The organism is Clostridium sp. CTA-1 (assembly GCF_054768215.1).
Genome location: NZ_BAAAAP010000010.1, coordinates 1 through 20,363 on the forward strand (window position 1 = coordinate 1; position 20,363 = coordinate 20,363).

General features: G+C 26.6%; 16 protein-coding genes. 5 read left to right on the forward strand and 11 right to left on the reverse strand.

Annotated elements, in window-relative coordinates; translation table 11 throughout:
* The first annotated feature begins 714 nt into the window (after window positions 1-714).
* Window positions 715-1,695, forward strand: coding sequence for a tyrosine recombinase XerC (locus tag ACYUEW_RS09940; protein ID WP_003486042.1), 981 nt, complete (start codon window positions 715-717; stop codon window positions 1,693-1,695).
* Window positions 1,696-1,815: 120 nt separating this feature from the next.
* Here the strand turns inward: ACYUEW_RS09940 and ACYUEW_RS09945 are convergent, their stop codons facing one another.
* The gene (locus ACYUEW_RS09945) at window positions 1,816-2,289 is read right to left on the reverse strand and encodes a hypothetical protein (protein WP_003486041.1); all 474 of its coding nucleotides are present in this window, start codon (window positions 2,287-2,289) and stop codon (window positions 1,816-1,818) included.
* Between the two features lie 287 nt (window positions 2,290-2,576).
* Here ACYUEW_RS09945 and lexA point away from each other — a divergent pair, with 287 nt between their 5' ends.
* Window positions 2,577-3,182: a transcriptional repressor LexA gene (gene lexA, locus ACYUEW_RS09950; RefSeq protein WP_460276678.1), complete on the forward strand. Its 606-nt coding sequence runs from the start codon at window positions 2,577-2,579 to the stop codon at window positions 3,180-3,182.
* Window positions 3,183-3,389: 207 nt separating this feature from the next.
* Here lexA and ACYUEW_RS09955 read toward each other — a convergent pair whose 3' ends face one another.
* The 6 genes from ACYUEW_RS09955 to miaB form a co-directional block, all read right to left on the reverse strand.
* On the reverse strand, window positions 3,390-4,673 hold the full coding sequence (locus ACYUEW_RS09955; RefSeq protein WP_460276715.1) for a methionine gamma-lyase family protein: 1,284 nt from the start codon (window positions 4,671-4,673) through the stop codon (window positions 3,390-3,392).
* A 100-nt stretch (window positions 4,674-4,773) separates the two neighbouring features.
* Window positions 4,774-5,031 (reverse strand): RNA chaperone Hfq, encoded by a 258-nt coding sequence (gene hfq / locus ACYUEW_RS09960; protein ID WP_003358923.1) that lies wholly within the window; start codon window positions 5,029-5,031, stop codon window positions 4,774-4,776.
* Between the two features lie 86 nt (window positions 5,032-5,117).
* Complete coding sequence (gene miaA, locus ACYUEW_RS09965) at window positions 5,118-6,053, reverse strand: tRNA (adenosine(37)-N6)-dimethylallyltransferase MiaA (RefSeq protein WP_003486033.1); 936 nt, start codon at window positions 6,051-6,053, stop codon at window positions 5,118-5,120.
* Window positions 6,054-6,068: 15 nt separating this feature from the next.
* On the reverse strand, window positions 6,069-8,063 hold the full coding sequence (gene mutL / locus ACYUEW_RS09970; protein ID WP_460276679.1) for a DNA mismatch repair endonuclease MutL: 1,995 nt from the start codon (window positions 8,061-8,063) through the stop codon (window positions 6,069-6,071).
* 142 nt (window positions 8,064-8,205) lie between these two features.
* A complete protein-coding gene (gene mutS, locus ACYUEW_RS09975; protein WP_460276680.1) occupies window positions 8,206-11,004 on the reverse strand; it encodes a DNA mismatch repair protein MutS in 2,799 nt (932 codons plus the stop codon).
* Between the two features lie 77 nt (window positions 11,005-11,081).
* A complete protein-coding gene (miaB, locus tag ACYUEW_RS09980) occupies window positions 11,082-12,434 on the reverse strand; it encodes a tRNA (N6-isopentenyl adenosine(37)-C2)-methylthiotransferase MiaB (protein WP_460276681.1) in 1,353 nt (450 codons plus the stop codon).
* A gap of 472 nt (window positions 12,435-12,906) precedes the next feature.
* Here miaB and ACYUEW_RS09985 point away from each other — a divergent pair, with 472 nt between their 5' ends.
* From ACYUEW_RS09985 to ACYUEW_RS09995, 3 genes are all read left to right on the forward strand, one after another.
* Entirely contained in the window at window positions 12,907-14,097 is a 1,191-nt protein-coding gene (locus ACYUEW_RS09985) for an aminotransferase-like domain-containing protein (protein ID WP_460276682.1), read from the forward strand.
* A gap of 85 nt (window positions 14,098-14,182) precedes the next feature.
* Window positions 14,183-14,344 carry a hypothetical protein gene (locus ACYUEW_RS09990; protein ID WP_003486026.1) on the forward strand — a complete coding sequence of 54 codons (162 nt, stop codon included), beginning with the start codon at window positions 14,183-14,185 and terminating at the stop codon, window positions 14,342-14,344.
* Window positions 14,345-14,397: 53 nt separating this feature from the next.
* Window positions 14,398-15,588 (forward strand): pyridoxal phosphate-dependent aminotransferase, encoded by a 1,191-nt coding sequence (locus ACYUEW_RS09995; RefSeq protein WP_043031910.1) that lies wholly within the window; start codon window positions 14,398-14,400, stop codon window positions 15,586-15,588.
* Window positions 15,589-15,606: 18 nt separating this feature from the next.
* Here the strand turns inward: ACYUEW_RS09995 and ACYUEW_RS10000 are convergent, their stop codons facing one another.
* The 4 genes from ACYUEW_RS10000 to ACYUEW_RS10015 all read right to left on the reverse strand — a co-directional run bounded on the left by ACYUEW_RS10000 (window position 15,607) and on the right by ACYUEW_RS10015 (window position 20,343).
* Window positions 15,607-16,488, reverse strand: a complete 882-nt coding sequence (locus tag ACYUEW_RS10000; protein WP_003486022.1) for a GNAT family N-acetyltransferase — start codon at window positions 16,486-16,488, stop codon at window positions 15,607-15,609.
* Between the two features lie 77 nt (window positions 16,489-16,565).
* Window positions 16,566-17,624, reverse strand: a complete 1,059-nt coding sequence (locus tag ACYUEW_RS10005) for a CotS family spore coat protein (RefSeq protein WP_003486021.1) — start codon at window positions 17,622-17,624, stop codon at window positions 16,566-16,568.
* 204 nt (window positions 17,625-17,828) lie between these two features.
* Window positions 17,829-18,203 (reverse strand): adenosylmethionine decarboxylase, encoded by a 375-nt coding sequence (gene speD, locus ACYUEW_RS10010; RefSeq protein WP_106900542.1) that lies wholly within the window; start codon window positions 18,201-18,203, stop codon window positions 17,829-17,831.
* A 223-nt stretch (window positions 18,204-18,426) separates the two neighbouring features.
* Window positions 18,427-20,343, reverse strand: a complete 1,917-nt coding sequence (locus tag ACYUEW_RS10015; RefSeq protein ID WP_045516643.1) for a bifunctional 4-hydroxy-3-methylbut-2-enyl diphosphate reductase/30S ribosomal protein S1 — start codon at window positions 20,341-20,343, stop codon at window positions 18,427-18,429.
* Between the last annotated feature and the right edge of the window lie 20 nt (window positions 20,344-20,363).

The following is a 20,363-nucleotide window of genomic DNA, read 5'->3' on the forward strand; positions in this document are numbered from 1 at the left end:
ATCTGAATCTAATTATTTATAAATAATTAGATTCAGATAAATATGTAATATTAAAAATAACAATGAATATATAATAAATAGATTTAAAAATTAGTTTGAAATAGCTTATCTTTAATAGTATAGTTATCTTTCTTGCAGATGCATATATAATAATTTTAATAAAAATAAAATGTAGACGCATATAAAATATAGTGTAGAATAAAATATTATTCATTATTATACAAATAAACTGAAAAATCATTTTAAATTAAAACAATGATAATAAATGTAAAATTATGTTTCCACAAACATAATTACATATTGTGAATTAAAATCAATTTAATAATTAATACCATTTCTTTACACATGCTGTTAAAAGAATGAAATGTATAAATATAGAATTATACATAGTTAAATAATTGATGTTCATTATCAATTGAAATGCAATTGACTGGGATAGGGCAGAAATTTAAAATTCAACTATGCTCCAAACTGCTAGCTAAACTATATATACTAAGGTATACTATTCTTAGCGGTTTTATATATGTTAGCTATAGTGAAGAATCTATATAAAAATACAGATAATACTTATGAGTTATATATCTATATAACAAAACTTATAATATTAATAAAAAAAAGAAGGATTTTACCCCTTTTATATAGAATATTATAATCGCGAAATATAAATTTCGCGAAGTTGTTGTTATTTTTAGGCTAAGGAGGTACATATTTTCAATGAAATATAATATTCAACAATTATATGATCCTAATCTTCCTCAAAGATTAAATGATTTTTTAAATTATCTTAGAACTATAAAAGGAAAATCAGAAAATACAATTGAAAGTTATAAATTGGATTTGATTATGTTTTTTAGATTTTTAAAATTATACAAAGGTATGGTTCCTGGAGAAACAGAATTTAATGATATAGAAATAAGCAATATAAGTGATGAAGACATTAAGAATATATCATTAACGGATTTGTTCGCTTTTGTATCCTTTGCAGAGAATTATAGAAATAATGGTAGCTATGCTAAAGCTAGAAAAGTAGCTACATTAAGATCTTTCTTTAAATTTTTACAAGGTAAAGTTAAAATCATAAAGGAAAATCCAGCCCTAGAGTTGGAAAGTCCTAAAATAAGTAAAAGAAATCCTGTATATTTAACATTAGATGAGAGTAAAAGACTATTATCTTCTATAGATGGTAAGTTTAAAGAAAGAGATTTATGTATAGTAACTATGTTCTTAAATTGCGGGTTAAGACTTTCAGAATTATGTGGTATAAACATATCTAATATTAAAAATGATGTTTTAACTGTTATAGGTAAAGGAAACAAAGAAAGAACTGTTTACCTTAATAAAGCCTGCATTAAAACTTTGAATGATTATTTAAGCGTAAGAAAAGAAATGGGAGAAAAAATAGTTGACAAGGATGCTCTATTTTTAAGTAAAAATTATACAAGGATAAATAAACGTTCTGTAGAGATGTTAGTAAAGAAGTATGTAAAAAAATCAGGCTTAGATGGAGAAAAATATTCTCCTCATAAATTAAGGCACACGGCTGCTACATTAATGTACAAGCATGGTGGTGTTGATATAAGAAGCTTACAAATGATATTAGGCCATGAAAACATATCTACAACCCAAATTTATACTCATGTAGATAGTGATAGATTAAGAGAAGCAGTTAAATCTAATCCTTTAAGTGATGAATAAAGCAAACTTTATAAAGCACTTTAAAACCTTGTATTATATAGGTATTTTAAAGTGCTTTATCTTAGATTTTACAATTCCAACATCCCTTCTTCTACTGTTGTATAAGAAGCTCTTGTTTTTCTATTTATTTTCTCTAATTTTTATAAGCCCTGGAAATTCTTCATAGGCTACCTTTTTCAATCTAGATTCATCCTCCATCAGTTCACTTAATCCATCTACATCTTCTATATATTCTATTTGTACTCCATCTACATTTTCTATGGCATATAGTCCCTGCTCTTTAAAATTTTCATCATAGTCCCTTAGTAATTCTGTATCCTGTAGGATTTCATTTTCTAGATCCTGCTCAAATTTTTTTGAGGATTCTAACTCCTCTTCATCTTCTTTTAGTACCTTCTTTAAGGCTTCTTTATCTACAAAGTTTTTATCCTCTTTTATTTCATCAATCTTTATAGCTTGAGTATCTATTCCTTCTCTTTGTAAGCATTCTCCGCAATTATCGCATTTTTTATTTGTGTTCAAATCACAAATTTCACATTCACCACAGTCAGTACATTTTTTAGTATAATTAAAAATACAAGTTTCTCTGTTCATATATTTACACTCTACCTTTCTTTATGGTATCTTATTACAAATTATAAATTTATTATATTGGTTATTATTATACTTAAAAGTTATTCCTCATAATAAAAACACTTATTATTATGAGAAATTTATATCTTCTATAAAAACACTCTTACTATTATAGCAAAAATATAGTTTATATGCATTAAAAAACCCTTTATAATCATAAGCTATATTATAAATTATTTGAACATTAGTTTGCAGCTTTCCATTTTTATGGTATAATTTAATTATTATTTAAGTAATGAGGTGTGATTATGAATAAAAGCCGAATTGACAAACAAAATGAAGTTTATAACTTTATAAAATTACAAATTAAAGAAAAAGGCTATCCTCCTTCTGTAAGAGAAATTTGCAAGGCTGTAGGTTTAAGTTCAACTTCATCAGTGCATTTTCATCTTAAAAGATTAGAAAAAGAAGGTTTGATAAAAAGAGATAGCAGCAAAACTAGAGCCATAGAAATTGTTGATCCTACCTCAAAAAAAGAAGTTATAAATGTACCTATTGTAGGAACTATAACTGCAGGAAATCCTATTTTGGCTATAGAGAATATAGAAGATGTATTTCCATTACCTATTGATTATGTAAAAAACACAAAGGATTTATTTATGTTAAAGGTATCTGGAGAAAGTATGATAGAAGCTGGAATATTAGATGGTGATTTAGCTATTATTGAAAAAACCGATTCTGCAAATAATGGAGATATTGTGGTTGCTCTAATAGACAACGACGCTACTTTAAAAAGATTTTTTAAAGAAAGTTCTTATATAAGACTTCAACCTGAAAATAAAAGTATGAAACCTATAATTTTAGAGGATTGTAAAGTTCTTGGAAGATTAGTAGGAATATATAGAAAGTATTAATAACATTGTTATTTTGATAAATAAATGTGTATTAAAAATAAATTGCTTTTAAAAAGGATTGTTAATAAAAATAATTCCTAGAAGTATTAAGTAAATAACTTCTGGGAACTATTTTTATATTAATTCTGCTTTTTCTATTATATTAAACTTATATATTAAACTTAATATCCCCAAGGTAATTCTGGTTAATTTACATGTTAAAATTTATTATTTTAATATTTTTGATAGAGAAATTAAAATACCTATTTTAGCATGATCAAAAGTAAGTCCACCCTGTAGATATGCTATAAAAGGATCTCTTATAGGTGCATCTGCAGATAATTCTATGGAAGACCCTTGAATAAATGCTCCTGCAGCCATAATTACTTGATCTTTATAGCCTGGCATATCCCACGGCTCACAAGAAACAAAGGAATCTACAGGAGAACCTTGTTGTATTCCCTTGCAAAAATTTATAAGCTTTTCTTTATCATTAAATTTAATAGCTTGAATTATATCGCTTCTATCATCATTATATTTTGGAAGCACTTCAAAACCAGCTAATTCCATTATCCTTGAACAAAATACCGCTCCTTTAACAGCCTCCATAGATATATGTGGTGCTAAAAATAGTCCTTGGTACATTTGCCTAACTACTCCAAAGGTAGAACCACATTCTCCTCCTATGCCAGGAGTGGTTAATCTATAGGCAGCTTGAGTTACATACTTTTCCCTGCCAGCTATATATCCACCAGTAGGTGCTATTCCTCCACCTATATTTTTTATTAAGGATCCTGCTACTAAATCTGCGCCTACATCCGTTGGTTCTTTAGTATCTATAAATTCACCATAACAGTTATCTACAAAACATATAACTTCTTTTTTTATGGATTTTACAAAAGAAATTAGTTTTTCTATTTCAGGTATAAGGAGAGCTTTTCTCCATCCATAACCTGTTGAACGTTGAATATGTATAAGTTTTATTGAAATATCCTCTTTTAATATCTTTTCTATTTCTTCATAGTTTATAGAGTGATCTTCTTTTAAATTTACTTGTTTATATTTAACTCCAAAATTTTTTAAAGAACCTATGTTCTCTTCCCCTTCTATGCCTATTATATTGTGTAATGTATCATAGGGTTTTCCACATACAGATAACATAGTATCCCCTGGTCTCAAATTTCCAAATAGAGCAGCTCCAATAGCGTGAGTGCCATTTACAAAATGTGGTCTTACTAAAGCGCTTTCTGTGTTAAATATCCTAGCATAAACTCTATCTAAGGTATCTCTTCCTATATCTCCATATCCATACCCTGTAGAATTTGTGAAATGAGATTCACTAACTCTTTCTTCCTGAAGAGCATTTAAAACTTTTAGTTGATTAAATTCTCTTATTTCATCATATTTTTGGAACTCATCTTTAATATCTTCTATAGCCTTTTCATATAAATTTAAAGCTTTAGGATTTATGTCATATATGTTTTTTAGAGTATCTTTTGTTATATGTAGCATTTCTATTTCCATCCTCCTCTATATGTAAGAAAAATAATAAGTATGTATTATTATCTAACATTGTATATATTAACATATAAAAAAAGAATAGGCAATTAACCTATTCTTTATCTTTATAATCATCTCCGTTAGGATTTTGTACAAATAATAAGGGCTTTGCTGGATTAATTGTAGATATAGCATGTTTGTATATCATCATTTGTTTACCATCTGAATCTAATATTACTGTAAAGTTATCAAAGCCTTTAACAAATCCTTTTAATTGAAATCCATTTGTTAAGTATATGGTAACAGGAATTCTATTTTTTCTAGCACCATTTAAAAATATATCTTGTAGATTATTAACAACTTTAGTCATATAACCTTTCCCTCCTAAAAAAATTACAAATAATTAGAAACTTATTCTTATATAATTCTATAAATAAATTAAAAATCCTTTTAATTTTATTTATATTTTACCATTTTTATAATTTTATCTACTATTTCCTCCTCAGATCTATATTTATCTTTATCTATCCATATAGATCTTTTATCTTTTCTAAACCAAGTTAGTTGTCTTTTAGCATAATTTCTGCTCCCTTTTTTTATTAAATAAATAGCTTCATCTAGTGAAATATCGCCCTTTAAATAAAATAGAATTTCTTTATAACCTATGCCTTTCATAGATTGCATATCTGGAGTATATCCCATAGATTCTAATTTTTTTACTTCTTCTATTAAGCCTTTATTCATCATTATATCCACTCTTTTGTTAATTCTTTCATATAGTACTTCTCTATTCATATTTAAAACAAAGTAGTTTATGTTATAAGGTATATTATACAATTTTTTTTCATTTTCTTTTGTATATTCACTTATAGATTTACCTGTGATTTTGTAAACTTCTAAGGCTCTAACAACTCTTTTTAAATCGTTAGGATATAATTTTTCATAGGATTTTCCATCTATATCTTTTAGCAGGCTATGAACATATTCTTTTCCTTTATCTTCTGATAATCTAATGAGATATTCTCTATAATCTTCGTCTCTATCTGCATCTGTAAAATCATAATTATAGATTAAAGAATTAATATATAAACCTGTGCCTCCTGCTATTATAGGAAGTTTCCCCCTACTCCATATATCTTTTATACATTTTTCTGCTAAAGTTTTAAAGGAGGATACATTAAATTCTTCATGAGGTGCTACTACATCTATAAGATGATGAGGTATACCCTTCATTTCCTCTTTGGTTATTTTAGCTGAACCTATATCCATGTATTTATAAATTTGCATAGAGTCAGCGGATATTATTTCTCCATTTAGTTTTTTTGCAAGTTTTATAGAGATATCTGTTTTCCCTACTGCTGTAGGACCTGCAAGTATTAATAAGTCTATCATTTTTACTTATCCCCCTTATTGTATTCTTTTAAATTTTTTTTCTAAATCTTTTAATGTAAATTTAATCATAGTAGGTCTTCCATGGGGACAAGTGTATGGATTATCTAATATAAGCATATCTTCTATTAATTTTTTTATTTCCTCCTCTTTCAAGGTGTCATTTGCTTTAACTGCGGATTTGCATGCTAGTGTAGCAATAGCATTGTATTTTATTGTAGAAGTTTCTTTAGATTTCATATTTTTTAAGTTATAAAGTATATCCATAAAAAGATTTTCTACATTGGGTTTACCTAAAATTAAAGGCACTTCTTTTATATTTATAGTATATTCTCCAAAAGCTTCCACTGAAAAACCTGAGTTTTTAAAAATATATTTGTTTTCTTCGTATATGTTAAATTCATCTTCTGATAGTTCTATAACTACAGGCGATAATAAAATTTGGCTTATTACATATCCCTTTTCTATTTCGGATTTAAATTTTTCAAATAGCACCTTTTCATGAGCTGCATGCTGATCTATTATATAAAGTTCTTTATCCCTTTCTATTAATATATATGTATTATTAAACTGTCCTATTATTTTCATATCTATATAAAAATTAGTAGGCTTATTTTCTTTAATATTTATAGATGAGGACGTTGTATCATTCTCATTTAGATATAGGGTATTGGGATTCTTATTATCTTGCTTTGATGAACTTTCTTCTTTGTTATTATTTGAATTTAAGTATTCAGTATTATTTTTGTTATAATATACTTCATCTTGTTTAGAAATAGAAGAATTATTATTAATTTCAAATATATTTTTTCCTTCAATGTTTTCATCTTTAGTAGGTTCTATATTGTTAGGTTTAGTTGAACTATTTATATTATTACCAAAAATATGAATTTTATTATTGTTATTTAAATCTATTGGTATTTGTACTTCTTCTTTTTCTGTTTTTATAGTTTCACCCATAGATTTTTCAGAATCATATATATTAATATCTTCTTTATTAAAGAAATTTGTAAATGATTCTTTTAATTCTTCTTTTATAGCTTCATGAACTGCATCAAATATAGCCTTAAACATAGCCCTCTCATCTTTAAATTTGACTTCTGATTTAGTAGGATGTACATTTACATCAATATATTCTGGGAAAATATCTATAAATATTACAAAGAAAGGGTAGCTATTTACTGTTAAAAAAGATTTAAAAGCGTTTTCTACCGCAGCAGTTATAAATTTACTTTTAACATATCGCTTATTTACAAATATACTTTGATTCGTTCTGCTTTTACGGCTTATTTCAGGCTTACCTATAAATCCATATACAGATATTATATCCTTATGACTTTCGAAGTTTATAAGATTTTCACTGATTGTTTTGTTGTATACACATCGTACGGAATCCTTTAGATTTCCGGTACCGTAACTTTTTATACTTTGCTTTCCTTTGTTTATTAAATTAAAAGATATATCTGGATGAGCTAATATAAACCTATTTACTATATCTGATATAGCAGTGCTATCGCTTCTTGTACTTTTCAAAAATTTAAGTCTTGCGGGTACATTATAAAATAAATCAGAAACCTCTATAGTTGTACCAACATTGCAACCTGTATCCTTTAAGTATTCTATTTTGCCACCTTCTATATATATTTCTTTACCAAAATTGTAGGAAGCAACCCTACTTTTAAGTTTAGTTTTTGATACGGAGGAAATACTAGCTAGTGCTTCACCTCTAAAGCCCATAGTACTTATTTTATATATATCTTCTATGGAATTTATTTTACTTGTAGCATGAGGAAGAAAAGCATTTTTTATATCAATAGGATAAATACCTTCTCCATCATCTATTATTTTTATAAGTTTTTGTCCCCCATCTTCTATTTCTATGGTTATATTTTTAGCATTGGCGTCTATACTATTTTCTACTAATTCTTTTACTACAGAAAAGGGCCTTTCTATAACTTCTCCTGCAGCTATCTTATTTGTAGTTTCTAAATCTAATAAATTTATTTTTCTCATTTAAATCACCACATAGCTTATATTTTATTATATAGATTAGTACCACTTATAAGTGGTACTAGGTTAGTAAAAATCTAAAGATCATGAGATTTTTGTATGTACTAATATATAGTTTTTTAAAATTTAATAATACAACTATCCTTTAATCTATATCTTTTGTTTTATTTATTATATCATATAATTTATTAAAACCTTCCATTGGAGTCATATTAAGTATATCTATATTTTTAATTTCTTCAATTACTTTATCTTTTTTTATATATTCAAAATTTATTTGAAAAGAATCCATTGCTACTTCTTTTTTTATAGACTTTTCATCATTTTTTTTATAGTTCATTTGTTTTTTATTACAAGAAGGATTCTCTTTAGTAATCTCATCCTCTATTATAGTAGTGGTATTAGTTTCAGATAAAGTATCATGTTGTATTCCACTCTCAAGATTATTTTTAGTACTTAAAGTATCCCTTGATGCTTCTATATAATCTTTGTTTTTATATTCTTTAGAAGGAGTAATATTAAGGGAGTTTTCTTCATTACTACCTTCAATATGTTGTAATATCTCCTTAGCTCTATTTATCACAGGAGAAGGTAAGCCAGCTAGTTTAGCAACTTCTATACCGTAGGATTGATCTGCTCCTCCTCTTATTATTTTTCTTAAAAACACTATTTCATTTTCTAATTCTGATACGGATACAGAATAATTTTTAACACCCTCAATATTGTCTTCAAGTTTTGTAAGTTCATGATAGTGAGTTGCAAATAGAGTTTTGCATCTTAAATTTTTATTATTACATATATATTCTATAACAGACCAGGCTATGCTTAAACCATCATAGGTGCTGGTTCCTCTACCCACTTCATCTAAAAGCACCAAACTTTTTGAGGTAGCATTTTTTAGTATATTAGAAACTTCCCACATCTCTACCATGAAAGTACTTTTACCTGCAGCTAAATCATCTGAGGCGCCTATTCTTGTAAATATCTTATCACATATAGAAATATTAGCCTTCTTAGCAGGAACAAAGCTACCTATTTGGGCCATAATTGTAATTAAGGCTACCTGTCTCATATAAGTAGATTTCCCTGCCATATTAGGACCAGTTATTAATATAAGTTGATTCTCTTTTGTATCTATTAAGCTATCATTAGATATAAATTCACCTTTAGGTATAACTTTTTCTACTACAGGATGTCTTCCCTCTTCTATAAGAATTTCATCTTTAGCATTTATGTTAGGCTTTATATAATTATTTTCTAAGGCTACAGTAGCTAATGAGCATAAGCAATCTATATCAGATATTATTCTTGCAGTTTTTTGCATTCTATCTATATTTTCTTCTATAAAATCTCTTATTTTAGTAAAAAGTTTATATTCTATATCTATAAGTTTTTCTTCTGCCCCTAATATTTTTTCTTCCATTTCTTTAAGCTCAGGAGTAATATATCTTTCAGCATTGGCTAGAGTTTGTTTTCTTATATATCTTCCCTCTGGCACTGAACTTAAATTTGCTTTTGTAATTTCTATAAAATAACCAAATACTTTATTATAACTAACCTTTAATGATTTTATACCTGTTTCTTCTTTTTCTTTTTGTTCTAAAGAAGCTATCCATTTTTTACCGTTGCTTTTTGCTTCCCTTAGGGAATCCACTTCTTCATTAAATCCTTCTTTTATTATATTGCCTTCTTTTACAGATAAAGATGGGCTATCTAATAAAGATTTGTCTAGCAATTCATGAATATCTTCTAAAGTATCTATATTTTGTTCCATATTTAAAAATAAATCGCTTTTAAAATTTGCTAAGTATTCTTTTATATAAGGAGTCTTACCTATAGAGCATTTTAAAGATATAAGTTCCTTTGCATTAACACTTTTAGAAGCTACTTTCCCTACTATTCTTTCTATATCATATATAGATCTTAGATCTTCTTTTAAATCTTCCTGAAGAGATATATTATTTAATAATTCTTCTACAGCATTTAATCTATCTTCTATAGGGTTTTTATTTATAAGTGGTTGTTCTATCCATCTTCTTAATTGCCTTCCACCCATAGCTGTATTAGTTTTATCTAATACCCATAAAAGAGATCCTTTTTTAGTTTTTTCTCTTAAATTTTCTGTTATCTCCAAATTTCTTCTTGAATTTACATCTATAGTTAAATAGTCTACTATGCTATAATAGTCTATTTTATTAATGTTAGATAATATATTCTTTTGGGTATGAAATATGTAATATAAAAGACCATTAGCGGATTTTTTTACTATGGTTTCATATTCATCTTCATTAAAATTACTAAATTGATCCTTTAAATTATTATCTATATTATAACTAAAATTTTCTTCTTTTATTTTGCTTATAGAGATATTAGGAAATCTTTCTTTTATAGTATGTATAAAGTCTTCCTCTGTATTTTCATCTAAAACTATTTCACGAGGAGCAAATTTTGATATTTCATCCAATACTACAGCTTCTTTAAAATTGCTATGAGTTGAGTTAAATTCACCTGTGGATATATCCGCAAAGCTCATAGAACACATATTATCATCTAAATAAAAGCTCATTATATAATTGTTTTTATTCTCTTCTAAAAATGAAGAATCAGTATAAGTTCCTGGTGTAATTATTTTTATAATTCCTCTTTTTACTATACCTTTAGAGGCGGAAGGATCCTCCAATTGTTCACAAATAGCTATTTTATAGCCTGCACTGACTAATCTACCTATATATGTATTAGCAGCATGATATGGAATACCACACATAGGAGCTCTTTCTTCTAGACCACAATCTCTTCCTGTTAATACTAGCTCTAGTTCTTTTGAGGCAACTTTAGCATCCTCAAAAAACATTTCATAAAAATCTCCTAATCTAAAGAACAATATACAATCTTTGCAGCTTTCTTTTACCTCTAAATATTGTTTCATCATTGGAGTTAATCCCATATTTTTTCCTCCTTAAAATATTTCTTTTAATTTAATCTTTTAAAAAAAGCTCTTATTAAGAGCTTTTTAATTTATATTTAAATTTCTTCTCCTGTTAATGAAAAAGAGTTTGCTTTTGTTATTTTAACATTAACAAGTTTTCCTATGGATTCTTTATTACCAATAAAGTTAACAAGTTTTCCTGCTCTTGTTCTACCCATTAGTTTATTTTCATCATTTTTACTAGTACCCTCTACTAAAACTTCTTCTATTTTTCCTTCATAGGCTTTGTTCTTTTTAGCACTTATTTCATTAACTACTTCTACTAATCTATTAAATCTTTTGTGTTTAACATCTTCAGGTACTTGATCGTCAAACTTAGCAGCTGGAGTTCCTTTTCTTATGGAATATAAGAAAGTAAAAGCAGAATCATATTCTACTGTCTTTACTAAGCTTAATGTTTCTTCAAAGTCTTTTTCAGTTTCTCCAGGGAATCCTACTATTATATCAGTAGAAAGAGCTACATTAGGTATAAGTTTTTTTATTTTAGATACCACATCTAAATATTTTTCTCTATCATAATGTCTATTCATTTTTTTCAGCATATCACTAGAGCCAGACTGTACAGGAAGATGTATTTGTTCACATAGTTTATCACATTTAGCAATAGCTTCTATAACATCATCAGTTAAGTCCTTTGGATGAGAAGTCATAAATCTTACTCTTTCTAATCCTTCTATAGTATTTACTCTTTTTAAAAGTTCTGCAAAAGTAACATTAGGTTCTAGATCCTTACCATAGGAATTTACATTCTGACCTAGTAAAGTTATTTCCTTATAACCTTTAGAAACTAAATTCTTTATTTCATCTTCTATGTTTTCAGGAGTTCTACTTCTTTCCCTTCCTCTTACATAGGGAACTATGCAATAAGTACAGAAATTATTGCAACCGTACATTATGGTAACAAAAGCCTTCATACTATTTTTTCTATCTATTGGCATGTTTTCTATTATACTATCTTCTTTTTCTTGTATTTTCAATACAGATGTATGTTTTTTCTTAACTTCATTTAAATAATTTGAAAAGTTATGAAGATTATGCGTTCCTATTATAATATCTACAAAAGGAAATTTCTTTTTAATAGTTTCTGCCATACCTGCTTGTTGCATCATGCAACCAGTTACAGCTATAATTAAATTAGGATTTTTAGCTTTTAAGCCTTTAAGTATCCCTAAATTGCCATATACTTTAAGCTCTGCATTTTCTCTAACACAACAGGTGTTAAATATAATTACATCTGCTTCTTCTCTTTCTTCAGTTCTTATATAATTTTCTCTTTTTAACATGCCTGAAAGTTTCTCTGAATCCTCTTCATTCATCTGGCAACCCCAGGTTTCTATGAAAAATTTTCCTATAATATTTATATCTTTTGTATTTAATATTTCATTCACTATTTATTCACCTCATAAATTTAAAAAATTTGACTTATATATTATACTWTATTTTATTAATAATTTCTAATGTGATACTATATAATATAAAGAAAGTTATATAAATTAAATTTATTGTAATAATAATTCAAATTATATGATAAATTTATAACATCTAAATTTTTTTTTGGAATTAATAAGTTATTTAACTTTATAATATATTATAAAAAATCAAAAAAATATTTATTATAGAATATATTTAGATTAAAATTCGCTACATTATAAATGATAAAAGAATCATTAAGTGTTATTTAATGACAAATTAAGACAAAATATTATGAGGAAATATGATAAAACTTTAACATCAATGGGTTTTTTTAAAAATTTTTTTGATTTTTTATATATTGAAAAGAAGGATATAATAAGTGTTTGTAGAATAGATATATCTATAAAGGTATTGATTAACCTATTATATTTTTGGAGGGATTTGCTAATGAATATACGTTTTTCAGAAAGAGCATCAGGATTAAAAGCATCAGAGATAAGAGAACTATTAAAATTAACTGAAATGCCAGAGATAATTTCCTTTGCAGGAGGATTACCAGCACCAGAATTATTCCCTGTAGAAGAAATGAAAGGTATAATGGAAGAAGTATTAGATACTCAAGGAAGAGCAGCATTACAATATAGCTCTACTGAAGGTTACAAACCATTAAGAGAAATCATAGCTAATGAAAGAATGAAACCAGCTGGTGTAAACGTTTCTTATGAAAACATTGCTATAACTAATGGTTCCCAACAAGGTATAGAATTTTCAGCTAAAATTTTCTTAAATGAAGGAGATATAGTTGTTTGCGAAAGTCCTAGTTATTTAGGTGCTATAAATGCGTTTAAATCCTATAGACCTAAATTTGTTGAAATACCTATGGACGATAATGGAATGATTATAGAGGAATTGGAAAAAGCTTTAGCAGAAAATAAAGGCAAAGTTAAAATGATATATACAATCCCTGATTTCCAAAATCCTACTGGGAGAACTATGCCAGATGATAGAAGAAAGAGAATAGCAGAATTAGCTGCAGAATATGAAATACCTGTAATAGAAGATAATCCATATGGAGATCTTATCTATGAAGGAGAAAGACATCCATCTATAAAGAGTTTTGATAAAGAAGGATGGGTTATTTATCTTGGGACTTTCTCTAAAAATTTCTGTCCTGGATTAAGACTTGCATGGGTTTGTGCTGAACCTGAAATATTAGATAAATATATAATTGTAAAACAAGGTGTTGATTTACAGGCTGGTACATTAGATCAAAGAGCAACAGCTTTATTCATGCAAAAATATGATTTAAATGAACATATTGAAAAAATTAAAAAAGTTTATGAGAAACGTAGAGATTTAATGCTAGATAGTATGAAAAAATACTTCCCAGCAGGCGTAAAATATACTCATCCTGTTGGAGGATTATTTACATGGGTTGAATTAAGAGAAGATTTAGATGCTAAAGAATTAATGAAAGATGCTTTAGCTGAAAATGTTGCTTATGTACCTGGTGGTTCTTTCTTCCCTAATGGAGGGCATGAAAACTACTTTAGATTAAACTATTCTTGCATGAGTGATGAAAAAATAGTTGAAGGTGTAAAAAGATTAGGTAAAGTTTTAGATAAATATTATAAATAACATTAAGTTATTTTAGTAGAATCTATTTAAATAAAATAAATTATCTCCTTTTAGGTTAAAATAAAACTAGAAGGAGATGATTTATGTGTATGATGTAAAGGTTTTAGAAGAACAGGATTATTCATATAATGATAGATTAAAATATGAATGCATTATAGATAGAAGTTACTACAATAAGATAGTAACAGAAAATACTTTAATTAACTTAAAATCAAGTTATGTTCCAAGAGAAAATATATTTTATTAAATTTTAAATATATTTATTAAATTTTAAACATTTATTAATGGGGGGTAAAAACAATGAAATTTTCAAAAAGAATATCTGACATGCAATTTTCACCAATAAGAAAGCTTGCACCTTATGCAACTGAAGCTAAAAATAAAGGTATCCATGTTTTTCATTTGAACATAGGACAACCAGATATTAAAACTCCAGAATGTTTCACTGAAGGTGTAAAATCTTATGAAGAACCTGTATTAAAATATTCTGACTCTAAAGGTATGGATCCTTTATTAGAAAGCTTTATAAAATATTATAAAGAATGGAATATAAATTTTGAAAAAGATGAATTACTAGTAACAAATGGTGGAAGTGAAGCTATCCAATTTGCATTAATGGCTTTATGTGATGTTGGAGATGAAATTATAATTCCAGAACCATTCTATACAAACTATAACGGTTTTGCTGAATCAGCTGGCGTTAATGTAGTTCCTTTCTTAACAAAAGCAGAGGAAGGATTCCATCTTCCAAAAAAAGAAGAAATAGTAAGCAAAATATCTGATAAAACAAGAGCTATATTAGTTTCAAATCCAGGAAATCCAACTGGTGTTGTTTATACTTATGAAGAATTAAGAATGCTTGCAGATATTGCTAAAGAAAACGATTTATTCTTAATTGCGGATGAAGTTTATAGAGAATTTGTATATGATGGATTAAAATATACATCAGCTATGTACTTAGAAGATGTACAAGACAGAGTTATAGTAATAGATAGTATATCTAAACGTTATAGTGCTTGTGGAGCTAGAATAGGACTTATAGCTTCTAAAAACAAAGAACTTATACATCAAATACTAAAATTATGTCAATCAAGATTATGCGTTCCTACAGTAGAACAAATAGGAGCAGCTAACTTAATAAATACTCCAGAAAGTTATTTTACAGAAGTAAAGGCTGAATATGAAAACAGACGTAATATAATGTTTGAAGGATTAAAAAATATTCCTGGAGTTGTATGCGAAAAACCAACAGGAGCTTTTTACATAGTAGCTAAACTTCCTGTAGATAACGCAGAAGAATTTACTAAATGGATGTTAACTGAATTCAGTCACAATAATAAAACTGTTATGGTAGCTCCAGCAGCTGGATTCTATGCAAGTGAAGGTTTAGGAGAAGATGAAATAAGACTTTCCTATTGCTTAAAGGGCGAAGATTTGAAAGAAGCTATGGAAATATTAAAATTAGCTATAGAAAAATATAATAGCAAATAAAAAATAACCCCTTTGGGGTTATTTTTTATTTGAAGTATTTATTATAAATACATGCTTTTCTTTATATAACAAAAAACCTAGAGATTCATAAAGATTTAATGCTACTTTATTTTCAGAACTTACCCTTATCATTACCTTTTTAAAACCTTTAATTTTTAATTTATTTAAAATATGATTTAAAAGTACTTTCCCATAGCCCTCTTCTCTAAAATTTGGTAATATTCCGAAATTCACAATAAAAGGTATATTATTTTCTAAGATAACTTGGCCATATCCTATATATTCATCATCCTCCTTTATAAAAAAGGATACATCTTTAAGATAATAATCTTGAGATTCATCAAAATATATATCTTCTTTGGTTAGAGGAACTCTATTATTGCTTTTAAAAACTTCATTTTGTATATAACATCTTATTTTTTCATGTTTGTTTATTATAGGATTTTCAAAATTAATATGTTCAGGAGTTTTTATATAATCATTAAACTTTTCCAGATCTAAATATAATTCTAGAACTCCCCTACCCTTTTTAAATCCTATATCCTCTAATATATTATAGTTATAACCGTTATGTTCACAATCATATTCTATAATTAAATTCTCACCTATAGATTTTATGAGATAAGTAGATACTTCCTTTAGATTATCTGTTTTTATAATGTTTAAGGCATTTATATGACATATGTTTTTTATAGTAGTATTTGTCCATATATATCCAATGCATTCTTCCTTTTTATATAGCAATTTTACTCTTTTTTTTAAAAATAATCTTTGTATAAAACTACAGTTATTATATAAAATAAAAAAATCTTCATTTAAAAGATTGAAATTTTTACTGTTTTTGTTTAATTCTTTGAATTTTATAATATTATCCTTATTTAAATTAATACATTTAAACATAATCAGCCTCTTTGTTAATTATTATAGTTACTTATATAGTATAAATCTTAATGAAATTTAAGTCAATTTATACTATATTATTCATACTGTTCTAGATATTTCAAATAACTTTCTAGAAATTCTCTTTGCATAACATCGTATTTTATAATTTTATTTAGTTTTTTCATATACCTAGTTTCTGGCCAATGTTTATGCTTTATATATCGTTTTTTTCCTAATTTCCAGAACTTATGAGGAAATATAATTAAAGATAACATAACTTCTAGATCTTGTTTAGTAAGTTTATTTTCAGAGCTATAAGCTTCTATTATTCTTTTGGCTTTTTCAAAATCCCATTGATAGCTTTTTTTAGTCATAAGTCTTCGTATATACTTTCCTAAATCATTTACTTGTAAATCTATTATTATGCTGTCTAGATCTATTATATAGTATTCTTTGCCCTTTTTAATTATATTTTGATAATAAAAACTATGATGACATAGACTTTTATTTTTTTCAGCTTCCTTAGATAATTTATAATAGTCTGATTTATTTAAAAAGGAAAGTGCTACCATAGCCCTTTCATAAAAACTATCTATATAATCCTTGTAAGTAATATCAAATTCATTTTTAATTTTTTTATTTTCTATATTATTTTTAAATCTATCCATATCAGATATTCTTTTATTAAATCTTTTAGGCCATTTTTTTAGATGACTTTTAACTTCTAGTCTATTTATATCAATTTCTTGGGTAGCTTTATGAAACTGAGCTAAAGTTTTGGCACAATTTTCTGCTTCTACTATATCATTTAGATCGCATTCATCACCATCTATCCATTCTGTAGCATAAAATACCCATTTTTTATATTTTATATAATTTCTATTATCTTTACTCTTATAATAGGAGGCTACATTGTTAAATCCTACATTTTTTAATTCTTCTACAAATATAAACCCATTCCTTATTTTATATTTCCCGTGTCTAGTTCTCTTTAAACATTTATTTCCTGTTGCAGTTTCAACTTTATATACACTTCTTACTTTAGAAAAATCTATAACATTAAAGTTGTATTTACTTAATACTTTATTAATCATTTGTCTTTCTTTTTTAGTAATGTGGCTTTCATCATAATTAATAACTCTTCTATTCCCCATCTAGATTCCTCCCTTAGTATATCTATTAAATTATATTAATAGATATAGGGAATATTACTAAAAATTATAAAACCTATTTAAAACCATGGGTAGAAAATTTAAAGCAAGAACTAATAAAGTTTATTTATATGTTTATTCTATATAGTAAAAATATCTCCATATAAAATAATAGATCATCTTTTAGGATGATCTATATGTTAAGACTTAATCTTTTTTTATATTAACAGGTCCATAGAAAACTCCTCTTTTTATTTCTGTAGCAGTCATATTTTTAGCATTAAGTTTTTCCGTCATGTAACTGCAAGCATCCCATGGATTTACAGTATCTCCACAGGTAAATACATCTACTGCTGCATAGCCTAACTCTGGCCAGGTGTGAATTGTAAGATGAGATTCTGAAATAATAACTACGCCGCTTACTCCTTGAGGATTAAATTTATGAAAAATTACTTCCCTTATTTCAGCACCAGATTTTAGCGCTGATTCTACCATTAAATTTTCTATATAATGTTTATCATTTAATAAGTTAGCTTTGCATCCATATATTTCTGCTAAAATATGACGCCCAAGTCCATTCATTGATTATTACCACCTTTACTAAATCAATAACAAGTAAATTTATTTGTTTAAATTTCTTTATTAGATCATTTTTATCTTTACTTTATACTTGTTTAAAAAAGTTAATTATATACTAATTTAAAATTATAAAAAAATAAAATATATGTATTAATATTTTCATCTAATACATATATTTTATACATTTAAAATAATATTGATTTTAAAAATAAATTTCTAAATAATATTAAAATTCTTCAACGTCTTTTATGCTTAATGCAATTCTTTTTTCAGCTGAATTAACTTCTAGTATTTTAGCTTTAACTTCTTTTCCTAAAGTTAACTCTTCTTCTGGTTTATCTATTCTTTTATTACTTATTTTTGATATATGCACTAGGCCATCTACACCTGGTTCCAATTCTATAAATGCTCCAAAGCTTGCAAATCTAACTACTTTTCCTAATACTATATTTCCTATTGGATATTTTAGCTCTACACTTTTCCAAGGATCTTCTATTAATTTTTTTATGCTTAAAGCTAGTTTTTTATTTTCCTTATCAATATCTAAAATATATACTTTTATTTTATCTCCAACTTTTAATGCATCTTCTGGCCTTTCTACCCTTCCCCAGGATATTTCGGAAACATGTAATAACCCATCTACTCCGTTAATTTCTACAAAAGCCCCAAAATTTGTAAATCTTTTTACTTCTCCTTCTACTATTGTATCTTTTTCTAAAGAGGCCCAGGTTTCTTCTATATGTTCATCTCTAATAGTTTTTAATATCTCTCTTCTTGAACCTACTATTTTAGTTTTATATCTATCTTTTATAAATTCAATAATATTAACTTCTAATTCTGATCCTTTATATTTTTCTAAGTTATCTACATGAGAAAGTTCTATATGAGAAGCAGGAATAAATACTCTAACACCATTATATATACATATTAATCCAGCATCAACGGCATCTTTTACAATAACTTTTATAGTTTGTTTATTTTCAAAGGTTTCTTTTAAATTTTTTAACGCTTTTTCACGATCTAATTCTTTTAAAGATAGTACTACATATCCGTCTTCATTTTTTATTCTAACTATTTTAGCTTCTATTTCATCTCCTACTTTAAATGCCTCTTTTAATATAGATTCTTCATTTAAAGTTACTTCTTCCTTAGGTATAATACCTTCAGATTTATAATTTAAATCAACAAATAATTCATTTTCATTTAAAGAAACTATAGTTCCTTTTACTACTTTTCCAACTACTATTTGTTGCTCTTTTTCATTCATATATTCAAGCATTTCATTTTTTGATACTTCTATTATATTATCATTATTATTCATTTTATTAACGGCCTCCTTTATAATCCAATCTGGTGTAGATGCTCCGGCAGTAACACCTATAATATTTGAGTTTTTATATATGTGCTCAGGTATTTCCTTTGCATTTTCAACATGTATTGTATTTTTGCAATTATTTTTACATATTTCATAAAGCTTAGTAGTATTAGAACTATTTTTACCACCTATAACTACCATACTATCTACTTTTTCAGATAATTTTTTTGCAGCTTGTTGGCGCACTTGTGTTGCATTACATATAGTATTAAAAGCTAATATCTCTCTAGATTTTTTTATTAATATATTAAGGACTTTTTCCCAATTTTCTTGTTTTTCTGTGGTTTGGCACAATACACAAACTTTTTTATCTAAGTTATTTATATTGGAACCATCCTTTGAGATAATAGCAGAATTATTACACCAACCATTTATCCCAATAACCTCTGGATGATTTTCATCTCCAACTATTACTATTTTGTAGCCTTCTTCATAATATTTTTTAGCTTTAATTTGTATATTAGCCACATGAGGGCAGGTTGTATTTATAACATTTAACCCTTTGTCTTTTAAATAGTTTATAGTTTGAAGTGGTACTCCATGTGATCTTATAATAATAGTATCATCTTTGTTAAGTTTATCTACATCCCCTATATTTATAGGTTCTATACCTTTGCCTTTTAAAAGATTAACTACATCATTATTATGTATCAAGGGCCCTAAAGTATAAATTTTACCTTTTAAATTTTCTTTGGTATTTATTGTTGTATCTAAAGCTCTTTTAACACCAAAGCAAAATCCTGCTTTATCTGCTAAAATTACATTCATCTTTTATTCTCCTAACTTTA

Bases quoted from the DNA above. Each gene is read 5' to 3' on its own strand.
- ACYUEW_RS09940 (WP_003486042.1), top strand. From the start codon at position 715: ATGAAATATAATATTCAACAATTATATGATCCTAATCTTCCTCAAAGA.
- ACYUEW_RS09945 (WP_003486041.1), bottom strand. From the start codon at position 2,289: ATGAACAGAGAAACTTGTATTTTTAATTATACTAAAAAATGTACTGAC.
- lexA (WP_460276678.1), top strand. From the start codon at position 2,577: ATGAATAAAAGCCGAATTGACAAACAAAATGAAGTTTATAACTTTATA.
- ACYUEW_RS09955 (WP_460276715.1), bottom strand. From the start codon at position 4,673: ATGCTACATATAACAAAAGATACTCTAAAAAACATATATGACATAAAT.
- hfq (WP_003358923.1), bottom strand. From the start codon at position 5,031: ATGACTAAAGTTGTTAATAATCTACAAGATATATTTTTAAATGGTGCT.
- miaA (WP_003486033.1), bottom strand. From the start codon at position 6,053: ATGATAGACTTATTAATACTTGCAGGTCCTACAGCAGTAGGGAAAACA.
- mutL (WP_460276679.1), bottom strand. From the start codon at position 8,063: ATGAGAAAAATAAATTTATTAGATTTAGAAACTACAAATAAGATAGCT.
- mutS (WP_460276680.1), bottom strand. From the start codon at position 11,004: ATGGGATTAACTCCAATGATGAAACAATATTTAGAGGTAAAAGAAAGC.
- ACYUEW_RS09985 (WP_460276682.1), top strand. From the start codon at position 12,907: ATGAATATACGTTTTTCAGAAAGAGCATCAGGATTAAAAGCATCAGAG.
- ACYUEW_RS09995 (WP_043031910.1), top strand. From the start codon at position 14,398: ATGAAATTTTCAAAAAGAATATCTGACATGCAATTTTCACCAATAAGA.
- ACYUEW_RS10000 (WP_003486022.1), bottom strand. From the start codon at position 16,488: ATGTTTAAATGTATTAATTTAAATAAGGATAATATTATAAAATTCAAA.
- ACYUEW_RS10005 (WP_003486021.1), bottom strand. From the start codon at position 17,624: ATGGGGAATAGAAGAGTTATTAATTATGATGAAAGCCACATTACTAAA.
- speD (WP_106900542.1), bottom strand. From the start codon at position 18,203: ATGAATGGACTTGGGCGTCATATTTTAGCAGAAATATATGGATGCAAA.
- ACYUEW_RS10015 (WP_045516643.1), bottom strand. From the start codon at position 20,343: ATGAATGTAATTTTAGCAGATAAAGCAGGATTTTGCTTTGGTGTTAAA.